Source organism: Pseudomonas sp. FFUP_PS_473 (assembly GCF_002858665.1).
Classification (GTDB): Bacteria; Pseudomonadota; Gammaproteobacteria; order Pseudomonadales; family Pseudomonadaceae; genus Aquipseudomonas; species Aquipseudomonas defluvii.
Map to the genome: position 1 here is coordinate 96,666 of NZ_PJQQ01000001.1, position 13,948 is coordinate 110,613.

Consider the following 13,948-nt stretch of genomic DNA (forward strand, 5'->3'; position numbering starts at 1 on the left):
GGGCCTTTCATCTGGGTTTTGGCAGAGGCTTGCGCTGGCGTTTACTGACGTAGCGAACGCCTTTGGTCTTGCCGACAATCAGGTCCACACGCGCATCGATCTCGGCCCTGGTCATTTGTCGAAGCTCTGCTATTCGGTAGCCGTGCCGGATAAAGGCGTGTTCGATCCGACGCCAGTCGGCGTTGCCGCGCTCGGCGGCGTGAGCTTTTTTTCGAGTTCGGCGTCGGCGTCGGCGATGACGGCCAGGTCGATCTCGGTCAGTCCCTCACGCAACAGCTCGGTGGTCAGGTGCTCGACCGGAATGTCGCCCAAGGACAGCAACTGACGGCGATAGACTTCGATGGTGGTCAACTGGAACGGGCCGTTGGGATGCTGTTCCTGGGCGGCGATCAAGTCACCCGCGACAGCAACACGCAGGGTGAAGCGCTTGTGCCGTGTCCCTGAAAAGTACACACCGATGCCCAACTCGCGGCTGATGGTCAGACCATCCCACTGTTTGTTCACTTGCTCGCTCATGGCATTACTCCAAGTAGAAGTTCAGGGCGGCGATGGTCAGGTCGCGGGTGGCTTCACCTTCCACCTGGTACTTGCTGCCCATCTCCATCAGGGAGCAACCGGTCCAGGTCTGTCGCTTGCTGCCCCCGTCCTGTGGGTAGATGGTCAGCTTGGCGTCCATCAAGGTGCGCCAGTCCGGCTCCCCGGTTTTCGGGATGGGTACCGAGATTTTCAGTTCGTGCTCTTCAATGCCCTTTGCCGTGCCCGAGGGGCGGCCAGTGCGGTTCATGGTCTTGACCACTTTGCGACCGGTCTTGAGGCTCGGCTCGACGCTCGTCACCTCATAGTCGGTGCCGTTGATCTCAAGGACGATCTGCCCTACGTAGTTATCAGACATTCAGTTCACCTCTTACAGAAGCAGGTCGATGCGGCCGGCGAACACGTGCAGGCCGTTGACGACATCGGTTGGGATAGCGGCGTTGAGACGGTTCACTTCCTGGAGCGAGCGCTCCACGATTAGGCCATCGGCATTGGCCGCGACCTCTTCGACGATTTCCAGTTCTTCCAGCTTGTTCAGCACATCGAGCAGCTCGCCACGCACCGCTTCCGGAGTTCTTTTAGAAAGCTTGCTGCGCGGAAAGCGCAGGCGGATACGCTCACGGCACGCCTGACGTACGTAATACAGGGTGCGAATGGTGGTCAGGTCGAGCAGTGACACGTCAGTCGCACCAGCCGCCGACTTGGTGTAAGTCGTGACTGCCCGGACGATCTGGATTACATCGCCGGCACCAACCTCAAGAGGGGTAATGCCGTTCGCCAGACAGGTTTCCTGCTCGGTGCGCCCGAGGCGCTGTGCGACAGGCGGAACCTTGATACCGCTCAGTACCAGCGTGTTCAGTGGGCGAGCTGGGTCTTCTTCAGAGGCAATCACGGCAGCGTATGCCGCCGCCACCTGGCGGGCGGTCGACGGGGTGCCCGGCAGCAGAGCGAGGGTAATACCCCCGGCGTTCAGGGATGCCGCTAGGGCGGTGGCCGCCGACAGGGTGCTGGTCACCGCACCCACACCGATGATGGACTGCTGTTCAATTGAACTGGTCCAGGTCGCAATATGAGTGCGGACAGCGGTCAGCGAGTCCTGACTAAACCAGGCGGGCACCAGGATGGTATAGCCGCCCTGAGCGGTCGAGGCGAGAGCGTCAGCGATGTCCGGCTCAGTCTGATCGGTGACAGCGACACCCACACACGAAATAGCCACGTAGCGATAAGCAGCGATGGCAGCCGCGACCATTTCCGCCGCCACATCACCGAATGCCAGCCTGGCTTCGTCAGCACTGAACACCTGTGCGGGGGCGTTCGCCAAGGCGGTTGCTGCTTCACCGAGCGGAACGATCAAGCAGATATGCTGCGCATTGGTCGGCAGTGTCCGCACGGCCAGGCTGGTGTTGAACTCGAAATAGGCGCCAGGCTTGCGAATGCTCGCCGGGATTGTGTCAAAAGGAATGGTCATGCTTTGGCCTCATCATTTTTAGCGGCCTTTTTGGCACCGCTCTTTTCTTCAGCACGGTTCAACTCACCAGCGGCAATCCGGCGTCGGTAGTAAGCGTGCTCTTCCACCTCCACCGGGCTGGCCGGGGCGGGATCAATGAAAGACTTGCCATCCTTGGTTGTAGTGCCCGGTAGCAGTGGCACGGGGTGTTGCGTAGCGATCACGCGCATTACAGGTTCCTCAGTTCGATTGAGTCGGTGGCGGTGGTGCTTGGGTTGCCTGCCGGTACGTGGTAAGCCAAGTCGATGCCTTCCAGCAGTGGCAGCTCACCTTCCGGCACCTCCCAATCCAGCTCGATGGCGAACGATTGCCCCAGCACGCTGAGGTGGCTGTCTTGAAACTTGCCGTTGACCAGGTTGGCAAACTCCGTCGGCTTCACCTGGGCGCCGTCGGGCTTGGGCTGCCAGTTGGTCAGCAACCGCATGCAGCTTTCCCAGATCCAGTAACTGCCGGGATCGCTGGCAACCGAGCCGGAACCGCGCCGCGTTTCACGCTCACCACGCACGGATGTACTGGAGATCACCAGGCGGAACACCACCGAGGCGACATAGCGGCGATGCGACTTGGGCTTGAACACCACCTTGGGAGTGGTGATCAGTACACTGGGGGTGAGCTTCAACAGGTCGACCAGCAGGTCGTCGTCACTGAGCTCACCGCCGTAGCTGTCAATATGCATCCTGCGCAGCTGCCCCTTCAGCTCGCCGAGACGGGCCTGAATGGCGTCCTCCAGTTCGCCCAGCATCAGAGCCCCCGCATGGTGTCGCGACTGAACAGGCGCACCTGGTGACTGATCTGCAAGCCGGATTGACCAGATTCCGCGGCCCCACGTTTCTCATCTTCAGCGGCCAGGCTTTCCAGTCGTTTGAGGATGTCGCGATAGCGCAGGCGTACAGCCGAATCGGCGCTGGCCTTCTCGCCGTACAAGTGGAAGCGGGTCAGCTCCGGCAGGTCGTCAGCCACCCAGTCCGGGGCGTCCTGCCCCACCTGGCGATAGCGAAGGTAGAACTGGATCTCGCTGCGAGCGCGGGTGGCTGCATCGGCGATGCGTGCCAAGCCCGCAACTGCGGACGCCACTTCCTCGGCATCCCAGCTATCCAAAGACTCACCCTTGGCAGCGGCCTCCAGCAGCTCGCCATCGATAGGCCGATTGGTCTTGGGGACCGCAAGGTCCGCCATCTCTTTGGCACCGAAACGGGTGATCAGGGCAATCGCACTCGGCAGCGAGAGGTTCATTCACCACCTTCCTTTTTCTCGCCGCCACGCTTGGCCACCGGCTTGCCTAGCTTCACAGCCCCTGCGTCAGCAGTTGCCGAAGCATCTGCCGGAAGCGGCGCCGGATTCGGCGGCGTTTCAGGACTGCTGGAATTGTCGAGCGTCTGCTTTCCATCGTTGGGCACCTCCGAGGCGACCTGAAGCTGTTGGCGGATGACCTCGACCAGGGCGTCTTCCTTGATGCAGATGACTCCCTCTGCCGCTGGGTCGGCTGGTTCCAGCAAGCGCACGGCGTCGAGCACCAGGACTGGCACACCTTTCTGATGCTCCAGCACCCTTATCACATCCGCCGAAGCGGTATTCAGGCCCGCTCGGGCTTGCTCCAGGGAGTACTCCAGTTGGGCAATGGTGGCGGCCAGCTCCTGGATCACTTCCGCGCTGTCGTCGTCAACCGCGAGTGCATCCTCCTGCGCCCCCTCCACCACCAGCAGTTGCGGATCGGCGCGCAGGACCTCCAGTTGCGCTTCGGTCAGATCGCCATCCGGGTGGTAGGTCCCAGCCACGCGGTGGACCAAGCCGGCGCGACGGAATCCGTCGCGCTTGGCTTTGATGATCGTCCCCATGGCCGTTAACCCAACCAGCTTGGCGACAGCACTTCAGCAGTGCCCGCCCATTCGTTACCACCGTTGGCGTCTTTCACGACCAGTTTGCGCGCAGCACCTTCCAGGCTGGACGGCACGACCAGCAGGCCGGGACTAACACCGAGTGGGCGACCACCATCAGCCTGGAACGCCTTCATGGCGGCACGAGCAGCGGCATAGTTCTCGGCGTTGAGCGGAGCCTTGGAGCAGAAGGCGAACTGCCAGAAACCGAAACCGACGTTGACCCGTGCGTCGACGCCATAGCGGTATTCGTCTTTCATGAACACCGCTTCGTCGTCGACCTTGGTCATGGCCTTCAGGTCGTAGTTGCGGCGGTTCTGGAAGATGATTGGCTTGACTGCCCGGCTCACATCGAGCAGATACCACGCCGGACCAGCGCCCGCCTGGTAGTTGCTGACAGAGACGGCTTCGCCGGTTCCGTCGGTGTTCGGGTAGACTGGGTGGTCGGTGTCGAAGAAGTTCTGGCCGTCGTAACAGGTCGTGGTCAGCCCGGCTTTCAGCAGCCCGAAAACCAACTCGTCAGGGTGCGCTTTGGCAGCACGCCCCATTTCTTCGAACAGTGGCTTGTAGACGCCGACCTCGTCGTCTTCGATGGCATCACGGGGAATGGAGACCGAGGATTCGAATTTCTTGTTGGTGATGGTGTAGGCATGGCTTGCCATGTCCTTCAGTACGCGCTCACCCAGCCACTCGCGGAAGGTGGGGAACTGACCGAGCCAACCATAGGTATTGCTGGAACCGGTCGATGGTACTGGCGTGGCGATGCGCTGCCAGTCGGTCGGGGTGTCAGTGAACGCTCGCTGGTACTCGCTGCGGTAGGCAGTGAACAGCGCGGCGAGCGCTTGCGGGGTGATCATCATAGATGTGTTTCCTTTATGCGCTTACGCGCGGGCCTTGATGAAGTCGGATTCGCTGATACCCATCATCTGGGCAACCTTCTTTTCTTCGGCGTTCAGCGCGGTGGAAGTGCCGTCCGGCTTGTGCGCGCCTAGGCCGGACGGTTCAGCAACAGCCGGCGCGGCCTTCACGAATTCGCGGAAGCGGTCCAGGCCGGCCAGCTCGGAACAGGCGGCGCGGTGATAGTCGGCGGTGGCTGGGGTGATCTTGCCGGCCTTCAGGGCCGCGTCGATTTCGGAATCGACCACGGCCTTGTGCTCGTCGGCCTTGCGGGTAGCCAGCGCCTGCTCAGCGTTGGTCGCACGGGATACGGCCTGATCGTAGTCCTGACGCGGGACGAACTTGTCCAGGGATGGCTGTTCGCTGTTGCGCGCCGTTGCGGCAGCCTTCAGTTGGGTGGCGGCAGCGATGGCCTGGTCATCGGTTGCGGATGCGTCCAGACCGAGCACCACTGCGAGTGCTTGTGGGATAGCCAATTGATGAGTCTCCGGTTGTTCATGGTTGAGGGCGGTAAGAACCAGGTTCGGTTTGTTGGTCAGGCCAACGCTGACCATGCGGAGGATTCGCCGGTCGGTGTCGTCGTAGTCGAAGACAGGGGAAACGAAGCGGTACTCACGGGCGACAACCTGCTCGCCAGCGCGAGGTGTCCACGCGACATGGCCCCACAGGGCCTCAGAGCGAATTTCAAGCCGGTCAATCCAGGCGGCCGCAGGCGCAGGTTTGCCTTTCGGCGCTGCCACCTCGCTGGCGTGCTCCCAGTCGATCACCATGTCGATGGCACGACCGGTGAAAGCGGCCAGCACCAGTTGCTGGGCCAGCTCGTCAAACAACCAGGTGCGGCCGTCGCGACCGGTGATGGTCGGGCCAGCGGGAATCAGTTCGATCCAGTCAGGCGCCTGGCCCTCGGTCGAGGGCAGCGCGGAAAGGTCGGTGTTCAGGGCGAGAAGTGTTTTCATGCCGCCAGTTTGGGCAGCACGTCAGGGGAAGTGTTTTTAAGCTCGACGCAAGGAATCGGTCGATGGCAGGGGGCAAGCCGGGAGGTGGGAATGCTACCCGGAATCGAGAGCGGGCCGGGTGAATTTTCCGTCTTTTCCGCCCAAGCTTAGAAATCTGCGGGCAACCGAACGGCGCTTATGGGGCTGGAACAAAATCTAACGTATGTCTAACGCTATTCTGGCTCGACTTTCGTCCGGATGTACCGGCTACCCACCTTCAACGCGCTTAAAACGGCGCAGAGAAAGCGGCCGGTTTTACCCCTTCAGGTAGGCCGCCACGATCACCAGCACCTCTGTTTCGTCTTCACCGGACAATCCCAGGTAAGGACGAGCTGGCATCTGGACCGAACGGGCACCGTGCGACACCCACTGGGAGAAGTTCGACTGCCTCTTCTTCACGAAGCGGTTGCCGACGACCCCACCTTTTTCTTTGAAGTAGACCTGCTGTGATCGAGCGGCGTGCTCGATCTTGCCGCCGAACTGGTGGATGGCGCCGTACGGTCGGTCGGTGCCGAACTCAAGTTCCTCATTGCTGACCTGGTGGCGCAATGTATCGAGCAGCGCACCGGACTCCCTGAGGGTCTTGTTGCCTTTCTTCCTGGCGAGAGTACGCGGTGACAGCGGTGCCCAAGGCGAGCCATCGGGCCCGATCTGGCGGCGCGCCCGGTTGTCGACCGTCTGATAAAGGTACTCAGCCACATCATTGAGGGGAGTCCGTAGCGACCCCAGCCGCTCGATCAACAGTTCCAGCTCTCGACCGACCACTGACGTGTCGATCACCACATCCAGCATTGCGCCGGCCATGCGTGCCTCCTATTATTAAAGCCTGCCTATTGGTCGAGCCGTCCCCGCCGGGACCTCCAAGCCTACGATCAGGGCGTGAACCCGTGCGGCGGCGCGGGTTTTTTATTGCCCGCTTTCCGGGCGGCGGTACAGGCGCACACCGAGGCGCAGTTGCTCCAGGTACTCCGGATTCTCGGCGTCCGGGGCGAAGGTGGTGATGCCATCCCAGCCATCCGACCCCACTTCGAACACGGCCAACGCCGGCACGGACTCCCCGTCGACCTGGAACCGACTGATATAGCGGCGGCGCACAACAGCCTTGCTCTGGGCGTACTGCCATTCCAGCCTTACCCACACCTCGTCTGGCTCCTTCAGTGCATCGGCCAGCAACAGCAGCTCGCGGGCATGCCCACGTTTGCCCACCTTTAAAGCGCCGGTTTTGGCACTGGTGAACAAATCTCGGCCGATCACCACACCATCACCCACCTTGTCGCGGAAGACGACCGGGCTTGTCTCAGTGGCTCCGAACTCACCCAGGAAACGGCCGATGTACTCTTCATCTGTCAGGCCAGAGGGAAGCAGCCGGCCGGCATCAGCTGGGCGTGGTGCGGGCAGTGGACCAGGCGGGCGGCGGTTCGGCAGCCCAGCGCCCTGGACGGAGTTGATACGTGCGCCCGACTCCGGCAGCGGATCGTGAGCGCGCAGGGGCGGCACTGCCGATGTGAGCCGGGACTGACCAGGTGCGTATTCAAAGCCGGGATCGATCCCCACCGGCACCCGCACGGTACGCGGTCCGTTGGGGCTGTTCACTCCGATGGTCCGGTCTTCGTACTCGACTGCCGGCGCAGGGCCAACCTTCAGGCCCTGCCGTTCGACATCCCGGTCACTGACCATGAACTTCTTGCACTTGCAGCCCCACCCGTTCTGCGGGGTATGCGTCGACCACCAGGGATCGTCCAGCGGCAGTACCGTTCCGTCCCAGGCCAGGTGCTGCGGCCGTGGGTGAGCGCTGTCACCATGGCGATACAGGCCGTAGGGCCGAGCCTTGCGCAGCTCGGGATCGGCCATCTGCGCTTCCCGGCCAGCGTTGTAGGACTGCCGCAGGTTGGTTTCGAAGATGGTCCTGGTTCGCCAACCACGGCTGCCGTTGTACTCCCAACCGTGCTGGCTGACGATCCTGTCGAAGTCGGTCCTGAACTGCTCCAGCGTGCGGCCGGTAGCAATGGCCTTTTCGACTGCGCCGCGCATGTCGGCCAGCAACTCCCGCTTGGTCGTACCGGCGACGACGAAGGCCCAGTCATGTTCGGCCGCGTAGATATCCGTCCAGGCGCGGCTAGGCAGGTTGGTCTTGCCCTTGAAGTAGTCGATCTGTTCCTGAAAAGGAAGTGAGCCGTAGGACACAGCCATTGTTTAATCCGTAAGGTATGTTGCGTTAGAATTGCTGAGTGACAAGGGGGTGGGTGAACATGTGGCGGCCCCAAAATACCTTTCGACCGATCTAGTTTTGACCCAGTCTTGACTGTAGGCCTAGTGGAGCCTGGCTCCCGTTACGGTAAAGAGCCGCTGCGCCGTTAGTTACACTTCGCTAGCGGCACTATCCCATCCCCTGGTCACAAGCCTCTCAGCACGTCGTACCGGCCGGCCATGCTTGCCGCTACCATCCCATCAGCCATGGCATTGGCCAGCTGATCGACACTCATGTCCGGATATGCGTCAAGCAACCGATCTCGGAACTCTTCAAGGCTGGACACTGACTCCAGCAGTTCCTTAATGGCATCAACCATGTCGTCCACAGGCGCAGCGCTGGACGCGGCTAGCGTCTGGACCTGGTTATCCACGATGTCTGCCACCACTATCGGGGCTGCTGCCTGTTCTCGGTTGGCCGCAGTCTTCACGCTTGGGGCCGGCTCTGCAGGCTTGCCGAGGATCTCGGCACCTTCTGCCGGCTCAGGTAGCCCGAACCTGTCGCGGATCACTGACTGCTCTACACGCATTCCTAAGGGCACGAACGCCGTCACCGCCTTGATCAGCAGTTCAAGGTTTTCAGGCTTCGGGACGTCAATGATCAGGCGGGGGCAGCCTCGACCTGGTGCAAAATTCAGGTCGCAGAAAGGCCGCACGAACATGCGATTCAGCGTGTTGGACTCGGCCTTGGCATCCGCCTCCAACAGGTCCAGCCGCACTTCGTTGTGCACCTTGGCCTGGGCCATGCTGGCACCGTCGTCGGCGCTCATGGTTTGCCCGACGATGGCTTTGGACATTTGCTTGTCCCACCACTCGGCTAACCCTTTGAAGAACTCGCCAGCGCCGGCCACATTGGCAGCCTGAGTGAAGTCGATACGCATCGAGTCGGGGATGACCGCTGCGGCATCGCTCCCGAGGTTCGCCACTGCCGACATCAATATGCCGATGTCTTCCTTGCTAGCGTTCGGACCATAGCGACCCACGCGCATCGGTATGCCGTAGATGTCAGCGAAGCCCATCCAGTCTTTCCACGTCCAGGCTTTGCACATGTAGCCGACCGCCGCGAGGCGCGCTAGGCCACCGCGAATCGGCAGCCCGGTGCGCAATCGCGGCCGATGGACAATGAACTTGTAGGGTGCCAATGCCAGGCCATTCACTACGTCTGCCTCATCGAGTAAGCGCAGCTCCTGCCCGGTTTCGCGGTCAAACATGAAGAAGCGCGGGTCGCGCCACTCGAAGCGCAACGGCACCCACTCCTTGCCGCTGCGGTCCCAGATGATCTCTGCGACCGAATAGCCTTTGCCCAGGGCATCCGTGAGGTCCATTTGCATCTCTGCAAACTCGGGCGAATCCACCACCTCGCGCAGAACATCGGCACGACGAACGTCCTCGGCATCATCACTGACCGCTTCCACACGGATGTTCAGGCCGGCCAGGGCGAGTTTGCGAGTACCCAGCACCGAGGCGTAGTGCAGATCCTTCTCTTCCATTTCCTCGGCAAGAGTCAGGTAGTCGCGGGCGTCGCCTTCGGCGGCAGCCTGGAGCAAGGCAGCCAGCCGGCCGGGTGTCAGGCCACCCGCCACCGACGGGTGCCAAACCTGGCGCACGCCGGCCATGCGCGGTGCGGCCACATCCTCGGTGAGCTGGTCGTATTCAATAGGGTTGCCGTACCGGTCAACTATGGGAGAACGAGCCATTACCAGATGCCTTTTCCAGAACGCCAGCCTGCACCAAGCTTGACCTGGCGGTCGTGCTGGGCCGTTGGCTGGACGCGGTGATATTCAAAGATTTCAACGTCTTGGCGACTGGCAAAGTCCGCCAGAGCAAGGGCGACCCCGGCGTCACCGTGGCGCTTGTCGCCACTCTTTTCAGAGGTTCGCTTTTCAGGGATGCGGGCCACGCCTTTCACGACCCGGAAAGCCCGGACATCGCCGGTCACGTCCTTGTCCGCTGGGATGTCATACAGTGTGTCGTCTTCCAACGCAGCCTTGAGGGGGGGCATGTTGTCCCGATACCACCCCTCGGTGAGCATGACTTGCTCAATGCGGTTGTAGCCAAACTCGACGGCAGCGGCTTCGGCGATCTGCTGGCCGTTGCCCCTGGCGTCGTGCGCGCCCTTGAGGAAGTTCGGCAGGCGCCGAACGATGTAGAACAGGATGAACTCCTGTTGCTTGAACGGCACGTTGCGCAGCTCAAGCACGAACGGCGCACGCTTGCGCAGATCCTGCTCCTTCAGCAGGGGCCAGATAACCGAGAGGTCGCCCGAGCGGGCAAAGTCCATCCCATAGAACGACTGAAGGCCCGACGGGATGTCGGCCAGCAAAGGCCGTAACTCGCTGTCGCACCACTCCTGCGTCTCGGCCAGGCGGACATGCTCAGCAGTCGTTTCGTAGCCTTGCGGGCATTTGTACCGAACGACCGGCACGTCCCGGCTGGTGCGGCCTTCGATCAGCGCCAGGGAGAAATAGGCGCCACCGCCCTGGCTCGGGATGCAATCCAACTCTTCGTTGGCAGCATCGCCGTAGAAGTCGTACACGTCCTGGACCCAGGCGTCACGCTCGGACTCGACAAAGGGAATACCCTTACGCATGCACACGCGGTCATAAAGCCCGTCCTCCACAGCCTCACGGAAGGTGCAGCGGAACAGTGTGCCCTTGCGCTTGCCTGCACGGATCTCTTCAATCAGCTCGTTAAAGGGGTTCTCCGTGCCATCGTGCGTGCTGATGACATGCACCTCACCGCCCCAAATCAGCAGCGCGAGTGCGGCTTTCAGCAGCTCGGCCAGATCCTGGTGGAAAGCGGCTTCGTCGATGACCACCACGCCCTGGCGACCACGAAGGTTGCTCGGGCGGCTGGTCAGCGCAACGATCCGGTGCCCACTGGGGAACACGATGGTGAAGGTCTTTATGTGCTTGTCCGGGTCTTCGTCCGGCCAGATCCCTTCCTCAATTTCCCCGGCCGCGTAGTTGAATGCGCGCGCCCACATCGCACAGGCCTGGATGTATTCGACCGTCATGTCCTGGTTGTAGCCCAGGTAATACACCGTCTGACCGCCGGCCTTTTTCTCCGACGCAGCAACCAGCACGTTATCAGCCGCTTCCGCCCAGGTCAGGCCGATACGCCGGGACTTTTCCGCAACCTTCAGCGGTGCGCGGATGCCAATCCACTCTTTCTGATAGTCGAGCAGCACGGAGGGAACATCGACGACCTCGCCAACGCTGATGATGTCCGCGAGCGGAGAACGCTGGTGTGGCGCGGCATTACGTTGCAGCGCGGTCATGAGGCAACCCCCAGAATCTCACGCCGGATCTCGGCCACGGTCTCGGCGTTGAGGCCACCTTTCTTGGCGATCTTCTCGATTTGGTTGGCTGCGGCTTCCGCCTTGGCCCGAACTTCAGCTTTCCATTTCGCCTGCACGACAGACGCCCGACCCAGCTCGGCCACGGCCTTGGCAACCTTCGGCAGATCCATTTTCTTGTCGTCGCCTGTAGCCATCAGCAGTTTGAACAGATGCTCCTGGACTAGCCGCATCAGCGCCTCGTTGACCGCGCCTTCATCATCGGGCGCGGCCTGGACGACAGCCTTGGCCTGTTCGCTGGACATCTTCAACGCGGCCAGCTTGTCCTCGAACTCGCTGCCGTAGCGGTGCAGTGCGCTCTTGCCGATGGAGTAGCCGCGCGACTCCAGCTCTGCGGAAAGCACCTCGTATCCGCTGAAGTTGGATTCGACCAGGTACTGATCCAGCCAGGCTTTGACCTCGGGCGGCAGGGCCGCGACTTTGCTACGTGGCGGCATAGGTCAGGACCAATATTTTTCGGGGCGCGCGATGCCGGGGTTGCACGGAATGGTGTATTCCGCGATGTCCACCCCGTAATGCGTCAGGCCGCAGATCCAGACACCGCTAGGTTGCTTGACGAGCGTCACCAGTGAACGGTCAGCCAGGTAGTCCAGTTCGCGGCGCAGCTCCATCGCGGTCGCGTCCTGATAAATGCCCTGGATCGTCGAAAGCACGACGGCTTCGTGTGGGTCGACGGGGCGGCTGGTGTTGAGGGTCAGCAGGATGTACCAGCGCAGGGATTCGCGCCGGGCTTTGGCTGGGTCGATCATTGACGCGCTCCTTTGAGCTGTACGTTTTCAAGCTTGAGAGCCAGAGCATCAAGCTTGGCCTCAATCACTGTCTGATTGCGCACGAAATCTTCTCGGCGCACGTAGTGGAGCGGCATTTCTCCGCGCAGACGCTCCAGGCCGATTTCGACCTGACGCAGTCGGTCCGAGTCCTTGGCAAGCTCTTCGAAACGGCTGTCCATCACTTCGAAGCGCTGGTCCAAGCGACGCTCAATAGCTGCCACAACCAGTTTGAGCAGGCCTAGGAGGGCGCCCAGCAGGCCTACACCTGCGGTGATCAACTGCCAGAGCGGCAGTTCGATTGTGGTCATCGGCCACCCATTCGTTCGACGTGTTCCTTGCACGGCACGCAGAGCACCACACCAGGCAGTGCCAGTCGGCGTGCTTCAGGAATCGCTTCACCGCAGTGTTCGCAATGGGTTGCCGACATCCCGCCATGGTTTCCCTGGGCGGCCAACTGTGCAGCGAGCGCCTGCTCACGGAAGACCTCTTCCACTTCGGAGGCCATGTCATTTACTTCCATTTTTCGTATTCCATTCGATCAGTTTGTTGAGCTGGGCACGGCATGAAGCGAAACGCTCGGCATTGCGAACGTGATTGCTCAGCAGGTCGGCGCGGGTGATGCCGACGATTAGGTCGTCAGCGGCTCCGGCTCCAGCACCGGACTCATCAGCTCGGCCGGTGGCTGCGCCGGAGGAAGGCACTGCGACTGTGGCGGTAGTGCCAAAGAGGGCGCTGTTCCACACGCGGACAAAACCAGCAGTGAAAGCAGCAGGGGGAAGCGGCTCAAGTTGCGCGTCCAGGGCGCGGCGATAAAGGGTTGTGACACGTTGGACCTCTCCGGATAGTTTGTCAGTGACAGCGCGCAGCTCATCCTTCTTGGCGCCTAGGTCAGCGGCCAGTTGATTGCCGCGCGCTTGTTCAGCGAGCAAATCGTCTGCTGCCTTCTTCAGCCCGATGGCGGCAGATTCTGCGAGGTATCGCAGCTCTGCCTCATGGGCCCGGCCCTGCGTAGCCAACGCCTCATCACCCTTCGCTTTCGCGGCGGCGAAACCCGAGTCGTAGCCGGCGCTGTGATTGATGACGAGAACGGCGATGGCTACACCAACAGCCACCAGCCAGGCGGCGACGGGCTTCAGGGCGCTCATGAGCAGACCCCCAACCCCCAGCCAGCGGCGATGTAATCGGCCTCCCATCGCTTCAGAATCAGGCGGGGATACCCCCTGTTTTCATTGAATGCTGCAGCCGAGCGACCAGCGTTGAACCGCTCGATAGATCCGAACCAGGCCAGCGGATCGGCGCCCTTTGCCGAAGCCAGCTTGCGGTCACGGATCAGCCAACCGAGCCCGCCGTTGTAGGAGGACAGAACCATTGCGGTCTGTTCGCAAATGTTGCGTGCCTTGATGCGGTCAGCCAACCAGCGGTCGTAGCTGACCAAGGCCATGAGCGACCAGGTGGGGTTGTATGGCTCAATCTTCCCCAGCGTTTTTGGGAACGACTGAGCGAGCCAGGTCGCTGTCGAGGGCATCACCTGACCCAAACCTTGCGCTCCCACAGGAGACTTGGCATTGAACTTCCAGCGCGACTCCTGGTGGACCTGCGCGGCGAACGTCGCCACCGGACCATCCAGGCCCCATTCGGCCTGAACGATGCGCGTCAGCTCGCGGCGGTATTGCTCGGCGACAGCCGGGACCGCAGCCTGCGCCCGTTGTGAGCCGGCCAAAATCGCGACCATCGGGATGGCGAAAAGCAGTATCAGTGGGGTGAGA

At 61.6% G+C, this 13,948-nt stretch carries 19 protein-coding genes; all 19 read right to left on the bottom strand.

All coding sequences use genetic code 11. The features are described 5' to 3' along the window. Window positions 1-129 precede the first annotated feature (129 nt). Window positions 130-516 carry a hypothetical protein gene (locus CYD26_RS00435; RefSeq protein ID WP_102051523.1) on the bottom strand — a complete coding sequence of 129 codons (387 nt, stop codon included), beginning with the start codon at window positions 514-516 and terminating at the stop codon, window positions 130-132. Window positions 517-520: 4 nt separating this feature from the next. Next, window positions 521-892: a phage tail protein gene (locus CYD26_RS00440; protein ID WP_102051524.1), complete on the bottom strand. Its 372-nt coding sequence runs from the start codon at window positions 890-892 to the stop codon at window positions 521-523. A gap of 12 nt (window positions 893-904) precedes the next feature. Next, a complete protein-coding gene (locus CYD26_RS00445; RefSeq protein WP_102051525.1) occupies window positions 905-2,002 on the bottom strand; it encodes a phage tail sheath subtilisin-like domain-containing protein in 1,098 nt (365 codons plus the stop codon). Further along, the gene (locus CYD26_RS00450) at window positions 1,999-2,211 is read right to left on the bottom strand and encodes a hypothetical protein (protein WP_102051526.1); all 213 of its coding nucleotides are present in this window, start codon (window positions 2,209-2,211) and stop codon (window positions 1,999-2,001) included. Before CYD26_RS00450 ends, CYD26_RS00445 begins: the two co-directional genes overlap by 4 nt. Beyond that, the gene (locus CYD26_RS00455; RefSeq protein ID WP_102051527.1) at window positions 2,211-2,783 is read right to left on the bottom strand and encodes a phage protein Gp37; all 573 of its coding nucleotides are present in this window, start codon (window positions 2,781-2,783) and stop codon (window positions 2,211-2,213) included. The genes CYD26_RS00450 and CYD26_RS00455 overlap by 1 nt, the downstream gene beginning before the upstream one ends. Then, window positions 2,783-3,274: a phage protein Gp36 family protein gene (locus tag CYD26_RS00460; RefSeq protein ID WP_102051528.1), complete on the bottom strand. Its 492-nt coding sequence runs from the start codon at window positions 3,272-3,274 to the stop codon at window positions 2,783-2,785. The genes CYD26_RS00455 and CYD26_RS00460 overlap by 1 nt, the downstream gene beginning before the upstream one ends. Next, a complete protein-coding gene (locus CYD26_RS00465) occupies window positions 3,271-3,876 on the bottom strand; it encodes an HI1506-related protein (RefSeq protein WP_102051529.1) in 606 nt (201 codons plus the stop codon). The genes CYD26_RS00460 and CYD26_RS00465 overlap by 4 nt, the downstream gene beginning before the upstream one ends. 5 nt (window positions 3,877-3,881) lie before the next feature. Beyond that, complete coding sequence (locus CYD26_RS00470) at window positions 3,882-4,775, bottom strand: Mu-like prophage major head subunit gpT family protein (protein ID WP_102051530.1); 894 nt, start codon at window positions 4,773-4,775, stop codon at window positions 3,882-3,884. Between the two features lie 21 nt (window positions 4,776-4,796). Beyond that, window positions 4,797-5,768: a phage protease gene (locus CYD26_RS00475; protein ID WP_102051531.1), complete on the bottom strand. Its 972-nt coding sequence runs from the start codon at window positions 5,766-5,768 to the stop codon at window positions 4,797-4,799. A gap of 294 nt (window positions 5,769-6,062) precedes the next feature. After that, window positions 6,063-6,611, bottom strand: a complete 549-nt coding sequence (locus CYD26_RS00480; RefSeq protein WP_102051532.1) for a phage virion morphogenesis protein — start codon at window positions 6,609-6,611, stop codon at window positions 6,063-6,065. 102 nt (window positions 6,612-6,713) lie between these two features. Further along, a complete protein-coding gene (locus CYD26_RS00485; protein WP_102051533.1) occupies window positions 6,714-7,997 on the bottom strand; it encodes a PBECR2 nuclease fold domain-containing protein in 1,284 nt (427 codons plus the stop codon). 203 nt (window positions 7,998-8,200) lie between these two features. Then, a complete protein-coding gene (locus CYD26_RS00490) occupies window positions 8,201-9,751 on the bottom strand; it encodes a DUF935 domain-containing protein (protein ID WP_102051534.1) in 1,551 nt (516 codons plus the stop codon). Next, a complete protein-coding gene (locus tag CYD26_RS00495) occupies window positions 9,751-11,334 on the bottom strand; it encodes a hypothetical protein (protein WP_256587919.1) in 1,584 nt (527 codons plus the stop codon). The genes CYD26_RS00490 and CYD26_RS00495 overlap by 1 nt, the downstream gene beginning before the upstream one ends. Then, entirely contained in the window at window positions 11,331-11,849 is a 519-nt protein-coding gene (locus tag CYD26_RS00500; protein WP_102051535.1) for a DUF3486 family protein, read from the bottom strand. Before CYD26_RS00500 ends, CYD26_RS00495 begins: the two co-directional genes overlap by 4 nt. Before the next feature lie 3 nt (window positions 11,850-11,852). Further along, window positions 11,853-12,161, bottom strand: a complete 309-nt coding sequence (locus CYD26_RS00505; protein ID WP_102051536.1) for a hypothetical protein — start codon at window positions 12,159-12,161, stop codon at window positions 11,853-11,855. Further along, window positions 12,158-12,490 (bottom strand): hypothetical protein, encoded by a 333-nt coding sequence (locus CYD26_RS00510; RefSeq protein WP_102051537.1) that lies wholly within the window; start codon window positions 12,488-12,490, stop codon window positions 12,158-12,160. Before CYD26_RS00510 ends, CYD26_RS00505 begins: the two co-directional genes overlap by 4 nt. Beyond that, window positions 12,487-12,702: a TraR/DksA C4-type zinc finger protein gene (locus CYD26_RS00515; protein ID WP_102051538.1), complete on the bottom strand. Its 216-nt coding sequence runs from the start codon at window positions 12,700-12,702 to the stop codon at window positions 12,487-12,489. The genes CYD26_RS00510 and CYD26_RS00515 overlap by 4 nt, the downstream gene beginning before the upstream one ends. Next, window positions 12,689-13,327, bottom strand: a complete 639-nt coding sequence (locus CYD26_RS00520) for a DNA-packaging protein (RefSeq protein WP_102051539.1) — start codon at window positions 13,325-13,327, stop codon at window positions 12,689-12,691. Before CYD26_RS00520 ends, CYD26_RS00515 begins: the two co-directional genes overlap by 14 nt. Then, the gene (locus CYD26_RS00525) at window positions 13,324-13,914 is read right to left on the bottom strand and encodes a transglycosylase SLT domain-containing protein (protein WP_102051647.1); all 591 of its coding nucleotides are present in this window, start codon (window positions 13,912-13,914) and stop codon (window positions 13,324-13,326) included. Before CYD26_RS00525 ends, CYD26_RS00520 begins: the two co-directional genes overlap by 4 nt. Window positions 13,915-13,948: the final 34 nt, after the last annotated feature.

Bases quoted from the DNA above. Each gene is read 5' to 3' on its own strand.
- CYD26_RS00460 (WP_102051528.1), bottom strand. From the start codon at position 3,274: ATGAACCTCTCGCTGCCGAGTGCGATTGCCCTGATCACCCGTTTCGGT.
- CYD26_RS00445 (WP_102051525.1), bottom strand. From the start codon at position 2,002: ATGACCATTCCTTTTGACACAATCCCGGCGAGCATTCGCAAGCCTGGC.
- CYD26_RS00470 (WP_102051530.1), bottom strand. From the start codon at position 4,775: ATGATGATCACCCCGCAAGCGCTCGCCGCGCTGTTCACTGCCTACCGC.
- CYD26_RS00505 (WP_102051536.1), bottom strand. From the start codon at position 12,161: ATGATCGACCCAGCCAAAGCCCGGCGCGAATCCCTGCGCTGGTACATC.
- CYD26_RS00485 (WP_102051533.1), bottom strand. From the start codon at position 7,997: ATGGCTGTGTCCTACGGCTCACTTCCTTTTCAGGAACAGATCGACTAC.
- CYD26_RS00520 (WP_102051539.1), bottom strand. From the start codon at position 13,327: ATGAGCGCCCTGAAGCCCGTCGCCGCCTGGCTGGTGGCTGTTGGTGTA.
- CYD26_RS00525 (WP_102051647.1), bottom strand. From the start codon at position 13,914: ATGGTCGCGATTTTGGCCGGCTCACAACGGGCGCAGGCTGCGGTCCCG.
- CYD26_RS00450 (WP_102051526.1), bottom strand. From the start codon at position 2,211: ATGCGCGTGATCGCTACGCAACACCCCGTGCCACTGCTACCGGGCACT.
- CYD26_RS00440 (WP_102051524.1), bottom strand. From the start codon at position 892: ATGTCTGATAACTACGTAGGGCAGATCGTCCTTGAGATCAACGGCACC.
- CYD26_RS00495 (WP_256587919.1), bottom strand. From the start codon at position 11,334: ATGACCGCGCTGCAACGTAATGCCGCGCCACACCAGCGTTCTCCGCTC.
- CYD26_RS00490 (WP_102051534.1), bottom strand. From the start codon at position 9,751: ATGGCTCGTTCTCCCATAGTTGACCGGTACGGCAACCCTATTGAATAC.
- CYD26_RS00480 (WP_102051532.1), bottom strand. From the start codon at position 6,611: ATGGCCGGCGCAATGCTGGATGTGGTGATCGACACGTCAGTGGTCGGT.
- CYD26_RS00435 (WP_102051523.1), bottom strand. From the start codon at position 516: ATGAGCGAGCAAGTGAACAAACAGTGGGATGGTCTGACCATCAGCCGC.
- CYD26_RS00475 (WP_102051531.1), bottom strand. From the start codon at position 5,768: ATGAAAACACTTCTCGCCCTGAACACCGACCTTTCCGCGCTGCCCTCG.
- CYD26_RS00455 (WP_102051527.1), bottom strand. From the start codon at position 2,783: ATGCTGGGCGAACTGGAGGACGCCATTCAGGCCCGTCTCGGCGAGCTG.
- CYD26_RS00465 (WP_102051529.1), bottom strand. From the start codon at position 3,876: ATGGGGACGATCATCAAAGCCAAGCGCGACGGATTCCGTCGCGCCGGC.
- CYD26_RS00515 (WP_102051538.1), bottom strand. From the start codon at position 12,702: ATGGAAGTAAATGACATGGCCTCCGAAGTGGAAGAGGTCTTCCGTGAG.
- CYD26_RS00500 (WP_102051535.1), bottom strand. From the start codon at position 11,849: ATGCCGCCACGTAGCAAAGTCGCGGCCCTGCCGCCCGAGGTCAAAGCC.
- CYD26_RS00510 (WP_102051537.1), bottom strand. From the start codon at position 12,490: ATGACCACAATCGAACTGCCGCTCTGGCAGTTGATCACCGCAGGTGTA.